1 pseudogene is annotated in these 292 nt (G+C 66.1%); it reads left to right on the forward strand.

The features are described 5' to 3' along the window. A pseudogene (locus tag EN852_RS39480) lies at positions 1-292 on the forward strand (two-component sensor histidine kinase); the annotation flags it as partial.

Here is a 292-nt window from a genome sequence, read left to right on the forward strand (position 1 = left end):
ATCGACGAGGCCGACGACATCGAGGTCATCGACCTCACCCCCAACGATCTGATCAAGCGGCTTCACGAAGGCAAGGTCTATTTCCCGCAAACCGCCCAGCGCGCGATCGAGAACTACTTCTCGCCCGGCAACCTGACGGCGCTGCGCGAGCTGGCGCTGAGGCGGACTGCCCAGCGCGTGGACGAGCAACTACTCAGCCACATGCAGTCCCACGCCATCCAGGGTCCGTGGGCGGCGGGCGAAAGGGTGCTCGTCTGCGTCGATGCGCGTCCAGGCGGGGCAGCCCGCATTC

The sequence above is a fragment of the Mesorhizobium sp. M2E.F.Ca.ET.209.01.1.1 genome, assembly GCF_004010375.2.
Lineage (GTDB): Bacteria > Pseudomonadota > Alphaproteobacteria > Rhizobiales > Rhizobiaceae > Mesorhizobium.